This is a genomic window from Streptomyces sp. DI166, from assembly GCF_900091315.1.
In the GTDB taxonomy this organism is placed as follows: Bacteria; Actinomycetota; Actinomycetes; order Streptomycetales; family Streptomycetaceae; genus Streptomyces; species Streptomyces fuscus.
Genome location: NZ_FLSP01000195.1, coordinates 1 through 5,008, shown reverse-complemented (window position 1 = coordinate 5,008; position 5,008 = coordinate 1). Strand labels below are relative to the sequence as shown.

The following is a 5,008-nucleotide window of genomic DNA, read 5'->3' as shown; positions in this document are numbered from 1 at the left end:
CGCAGGCCCCCGCACCCGTTGCCGCCCCGAGGCCGACGCTCCCGCCGTAGCGGAGGAGCCCACCGCGGCCCCCGAGCCCGAGGCCGCGGTCGCCGAGGAACCGCAGCCCGAGCCCCAGCCGTACGTCGCCGAGCCCGCCGGGCCGCAGATGCAGCCCGCGGACGGGGGCAGCGTCGGCGGGGGAGTCCCGCTCGCGCCCCACCCGGACCAGCCGCTCGGCCAGTTCGTGCCGGTGGAGGGCCAGGTACCGACCACCCCGCACCTCGCCCCCACCCCGCCGCAGCCGATCGTGCTGCCCGCCGAGGAGGAGGCGCCCGCCGTGCCCGCCCCGCGCGCCGGTGAACCCGAGCCCGCCGAGCCCGAGGCCGCGCAGAACGCGGAGGACCTGGACACCCAGGCCGCCGCCGACCAGGACCAGGCCGAGACCGCCGTCCCGGCCGCCGAGCCGCGCCAGTCCACCGGACCGGCCGCGCCGGGCTACGACGAGGCCGAGCGCGAGGCCGTCCTGAAGGTCATGCGCGAGCGCCGCGACATCCGCAACGGCTTCCGCAGCGACCCCATCCCGCACGAGGTGCTGCTCCGCGTCCTGGAGGCCGCCCACACGGCCCCGTCCGTCGGCCACTCGCAGCCCTGGGACTTCGTCGTCATCCGCTCCGCCGAGACCCGGCGCGCCATGCACGAGCTGGCCATGCGGCAGCGCGAGGCCTACGCCAAGTCGCTGCCCAAGGGCCGGGCGAAGCAGTTCAAGGAACTGAAGATCGAGGCCATCCTCGACACCCCGGTGAACATCGTCGTCACCGCCGACCCGACCCGCGGCGGCCGGCACACCCTCGGCCGGCACACCCAGCCGCAGATGGCGCCGTACTCCTCCGCGCTCGCCGTGGAGAACCTCTGGCTCGCCGCCCGCGCCGAGGGCCTCGGCGTCGGCTGGGTCAGCTTCTTCGACGAGCGCGAGATGGTGCGCGCCCTCGGCCTGCCCGAGCACCTGGAGGTCGTGGCCTACCTGTGCGTCGGCTACGTCGACGAGTTCCCGGACGAGCCCGAGCTGCTGCAGGCCGGCTGGTCCAAGCGGCGCCCGCTGTCGTGGGTGGTGCACGAGGAGACGTACGGCCGACGCGCGCTGCCCGGCGAGGAGCCGCACGACCTGCTCGCCGAGACCGTCGCCCAGATCCGCCCGCTGGACGCCAAGGCGCTCGGCGAGGCCTGGGAGCGGCAGAAGCGCATGACCAAGCCGGCCGGCGCGCTGGGCATGCTGGAGATCATCTCCGCGCAGCTGTCGGGCCTGTCCCGGCAGTGCCCGCCGCCGATCCCGGAGCCCGCGGCCGTCGCGATCTTCGCGGGCGACCACGGCGTGCACGCCCAGGGCGTCACCCCCTGGCCGCAGGAGGTGACGGCCCAGATGGTCGCCAACTTCCTCGGCGGGGGAGCGGTCTGCAACGCGTTCGCCGGTCAGGTGGGCGCGGAGGTGTGCGTGGTGGACGTCGGCGTCGCCGCGGATCTCCCGGCCACTCCGGGTCTGCTGCCCCGCAAGGTCCGCGCGGGCACGTCCGACATGACCACCGGGCCCGCGATGACCCGCGAGGAGTGCAAGCAGGCCATCGAGGTCGGCATCGAGACCGCCCGCGACCTGGTGGCGGCCGGCAACAAGGCGCTGCTCACCGGCGAGATGGGCATCGCGAACACCACCGCGTCGGCGGCCCTGATCTCCGTCTTCACCGGCGCCGACCCGGCGGAGGTGACGGGCCGCGGCACGGGCATCAACGACGAGACCCTGGCCCGCAAGACCGAGGTCGTACGCCGGGCCCTGGAAGTCCACCAGCCCGACCCGGCCGACCCGATCGGCGTGCTCGCGGCGATCGGCGGTTTCGAGCACGCGGCGATGGTCGGCCTGCTGCTCGGCGGCGCGTCCCTGCGCACCCCGGTCATCCTGGACGGCGTCAGCGCGGGCGCGGCTGCCCTGGTCGCCCGCGCCATCGCCCCCGAGGTCCTCGCGGCCTGCATCGCGGGCCACCGCAGCGCGGAACCGGGCCATGTCGCCGCCCTCAACAAGCTCGGCCTGCGCCCGCTCGTCGACCTCGACCTCCGCCTCGGCGAGGGCACCGGCGCCCTCCTGGCCCTCCCCCTGGTCCAGAGCACAGCCCGCGCCATGCACGAGGTAGCGACCTTCGACTCAGCGGGCGTCACGGAGAAGTAGCCCGGCGCACCCCCGGCCGGGACCGCGGATCGGCGGCCCTGGCCGGGGTTCCTTGTGCCACGGGCACGGGAAGAGGGCCGTACGCCCACCGTGGCTCCGCGTGCGTGGGCCGGTGGGCAGTCGTTCCTCGCGCAGGGTCCTGGATCACCGAAGGACGCAACCTCGTGGCTCTGCGTCCACCCCCAGGCGGGGCTGTGGGCAGTCGTTCCGCAGGGCGATGGGGGCACCTCCCGTTCGAGCGAAGCCGAGAACGGGGGAGGGTGGGCACAGACCCACGCAGCCGCATCCGGCCGATCTGACCAGCCATCGGACACCGACGCCGCCCCACTCACCCGCCCCGTAAAATCCGCACGTCAGGGCATCGCACCGCCGCCGCAGACAGGGAGCCGTACCCTCATGGCCGAACACCCCGCCTACCCCGTAGGCCTCCGCCTCACCGGCCGCCGGGTCGTCGTCCTCGGCGGCGGTCACGTCGCCCAGCGCCGCCTCCCCGCCCTCATCGCGGCCGGCGCCGACATCCACCTGGTCTCCCCGACCGTGACCCCGTCCGTCCAGGCCATGGCGGAGGCGGGCGAACTCACCTGGCACCAGCGCCCGTACGAGGAAGGCGACCTGGCAGACGCCTGGTACGCCCTCATCGCCACCGGCGACACCGAGGCCAACACCCACGCCTCCGCCGAAGCGGAGCGCCACCGCGTCTGGTGCGTCCGCTCCGACGACGCCGACGCCGCCACCGCCTGGACCCCCGCCACCGGCACCAGCGAGGGCGTCACCGTCGCGATCCTCACCACCGACACCAAGTCCCGCGACCCCCGCCACACCGCCGCCATCCGCGACGCGGTCGTCGAGGGCCTGCGCGACGGCACCCTGGTCGCCCCCCACCACCGCACCCGGACCCCCGGCGTCGCCCTGGTCGGCGGCGGCCCCGGCGACCCGGACCTGATCACCGTCCGCGGCCGCCGCCTGCTCGCCGAGGCCGACGTCGTCATCACCGACCACCTCGGCCCCCGCGACCTCCTCGCCGAACTGCCCCCCAGCGTCGAGGTCATCGACGCCGCCAAGCTGCCGTACGGCCGTTTCATGGCGCAGGAGGCCATCAACAACGCCCTGATCGAGCACGCCAAGCAGGGCAAGTCCGTGGTCCGTCTCAAGGGCGGCGACCCGTACGTCTACGGCCGCGGCATGGAGGAGGTCCTGGCCCTCACCGAGGCCGGCATCCCGTGCACCGTCGTGCCCGGCATCTCCAGCTCCATCTCCGTGCCGGGCGCCGCGGGCATCCCCGTCACCCACCGCGGCGTCGCCCACGAGTTCACTGTCGTCAGCGGCCATGTCGCCCCGGACGACGAGCGCTCCCTGGTCGACTGGCCGTCCCTGGCCAAGCTGCGCGGCACCCTAGTGATCCTCATGGGCGTCGGCACCATCGGAAAGGTCGCCGCGACCCTGATCGCGCACGGCAAGTCCCCGGACACCCCGGTCGCCCTGGTCCAGGAGGGCACCACGGCCGCCCAGCGCCGCGTCGACGCCACCCTCGCCACGGTCGCCGAGACCGTCGTCGCCGAGGAGGTCAAGCCGCCCGCCGTCATCGTCATCGGCGAGGTCGTGAAGGTCGGCCCGACGACCACGGCGTAACCCGAGGTAACTCCCCGCTCCCGCACCGTTGGCACCGCACGTACGACAAGGCAGTATCACCCTGTGGCCGATCTCATCACCGTCGAGGATCCGGACGACCCCCGCCTGCGCGACTACACGGGCCTGACCGACGTGGAACTGCGCCGCAAGCGCGAACCCGCCGAGGGCCTGTTCATCGCCGAGGGCGAGAAAGTGATCCGCCGGGCGAAGGAGGCGGGCTACGAGATGCGCTCCATGCTGCTGTCCGCCAAGTGGGTCGACGTCATGCGCGACGTCATCGACGAACTCCCCGCCCCCGTCTACGCGGTCAGCCCGGAGCTCGCGGAACGCGTCACCGGCTACCACGTGCACCGCGGCGCCCTCGCCTCCATGCAGCGCAAGCCCCTGCCCACCGCCGCCGAGCTGCTCCAGACCGCCCGCCGCGTGGTGATCATGGAGGCGGTCAACGACCACACCAACATCGGCGCCATCTTCCGCTCGGCGGCGGCGCTCGGCATGGACGCGGTCCTGCTCTCCCCGGACTGCGCGGACCCGCTCTACCGCCGCAGCGTCAAGGTCTCCATGGGCGCCGTCTTCTCCGTCCCCTACGCCCGGCTCGACACCTGGCCCAAGGGCCTGGACTCGGTCCGCGAGGCCGGCTTCACTCTCCTCGCCCTCACCCCGGACGAGAAGGCCAAGACCCTCGACGAGGCCGCCCCGCACCGGATGGACCGCGTCGCCCTGATGCTCGGCGCCGAGGGCGACGGCCTCTCCCGCCAGGCCCTGGTCGCCGCCGACGAATGGGTCCGCATCCCCATGGCCCACGGCGTGGACTCCCTCAACGTGGGCGCGGCCGCCGCGGTCGCCTTCTACGCGGTGGCGACGGGCCGCCCGGAGGCGTAACTACGCGCCCGCCGCGTGCTGCACGACGGCGGGCTCGCCGCCCAGGCCGTTGCTCGGACCCTGGCAGCCCTGGGCCGCCGCGATCCCGAGCGCGACCAGCAGCGTCACGACCACGAACACGAACAGCCGCTGCCGCAGCAACTGCGGATTGGCGGGCCGGCGCCCCGTACCGGTGTTCCGCGGCGCCGGACGCCCCGTACCACTGCGCGGCCCCGGCCTTCCGCCGCCGCCCGTCCGTCCGGTGTTGCGCGACGCGGGCGTGGGCCGTGCCCCGGACCGGCCCGACGACGCGACCGCACCACC

The 5,008-nt window shown here is 74.5% G+C and carries 3 protein-coding genes and 1 pseudogene; 3 read left to right on the top strand and 1 reads right to left on the bottom strand.

Translation table 11 applies throughout. From position 1 onward, the window contains the following. From cobT to GA0115233_RS39490, 3 genes are all read left to right on the top strand, one after another. On the top strand, positions 1–2,194 hold a 2,194-nt coding region (cobT, locus tag GA0115233_RS39500; protein ID WP_093725576.1), incomplete at its 5' end, for a nicotinate-nucleotide--dimethylbenzimidazole phosphoribosyltransferase. Positions 2,195–2,590: 396 nt separating this feature from the next. Further along, a complete protein-coding gene (gene cobA / locus GA0115233_RS39495) occupies positions 2,591–3,823 on the top strand; it encodes a uroporphyrinogen-III C-methyltransferase (protein ID WP_093725574.1) in 1,233 nt (410 codons plus the stop codon). Positions 3,824–3,886: 63 nt separating this feature from the next. After that, positions 3,887–4,705: a TrmH family RNA methyltransferase gene (locus GA0115233_RS39490; RefSeq protein WP_093725572.1), complete on the top strand. Its 819-nt coding sequence runs from the start codon at positions 3,887–3,889 to the stop codon at positions 4,703–4,705. On the opposite strand, the pseudogene GA0115233_RS39485 reads toward GA0115233_RS39490, so the two are convergent. Beyond that, a pseudogene (locus tag GA0115233_RS39485) lies at positions 4,706–5,008 on the bottom strand (serine/threonine protein kinase); the annotation flags it as partial.

Bases quoted from the DNA above. Each gene is read 5' to 3' on its own strand.
- cobA (WP_093725574.1), top strand. From the start codon at position 2,591: ATGGCCGAACACCCCGCCTACCCCGTAGGCCTCCGCCTCACCGGCCGC.